Source organism: Bacillus sp. EKM206B, assembly GCF_011066015.1.
GTDB classification, from domain to species: Bacteria; Bacillota; Bacilli; order Bacillales; family Bacillaceae; genus Bacillus; species Bacillus velezensis.
In genome coordinates this window covers 1-248 of the sequence record NZ_JAAMNL010000047.1, presented here as the reverse complement: position 1 = coordinate 248, position 248 = coordinate 1, and the positions used below count along the sequence as shown (strand labels likewise).

The window sequence follows — 248 nt, the reverse complement described above, 5'->3', positions numbered from 1 at the left end:
GGAAGTAGCTCAGCTTGGTAGAGCACATGGTTTGGGACCATGGGGTCGCAGGTTCGAATCCTGTCTTCCCGACCATTTTGGGGCCTTAGCTCAGCTGGGAGAGCGCCTGCTTTGCACGCAGGAGGTCAGCGGTTCGATCCCGCTAGGCTCCACTTGATTTTAATTGTTTTTTGGCGGTGTAGCTCAGCTGGCTAGAGCGTACGGTTCATACCCGTGAGGTCGGGGGTTCGATCCCCTCCGCCGCTACC

The 248-nt window shown here is 57.7% G+C and carries 2 tRNA genes; both read left to right on the top strand.

The features are described from left to right. The first annotated feature begins 79 nt into the window (after positions 1-79). A tRNA-Ala gene (locus G9F50_RS20355) sits at positions 80-152 on the top strand. Between the two features lie 20 nt (positions 153-172). Then, positions 173-246: transfer RNA gene (locus G9F50_RS20350), tRNA-Met, on the top strand. Positions 247-248: the final 2 nt, after the last annotated feature.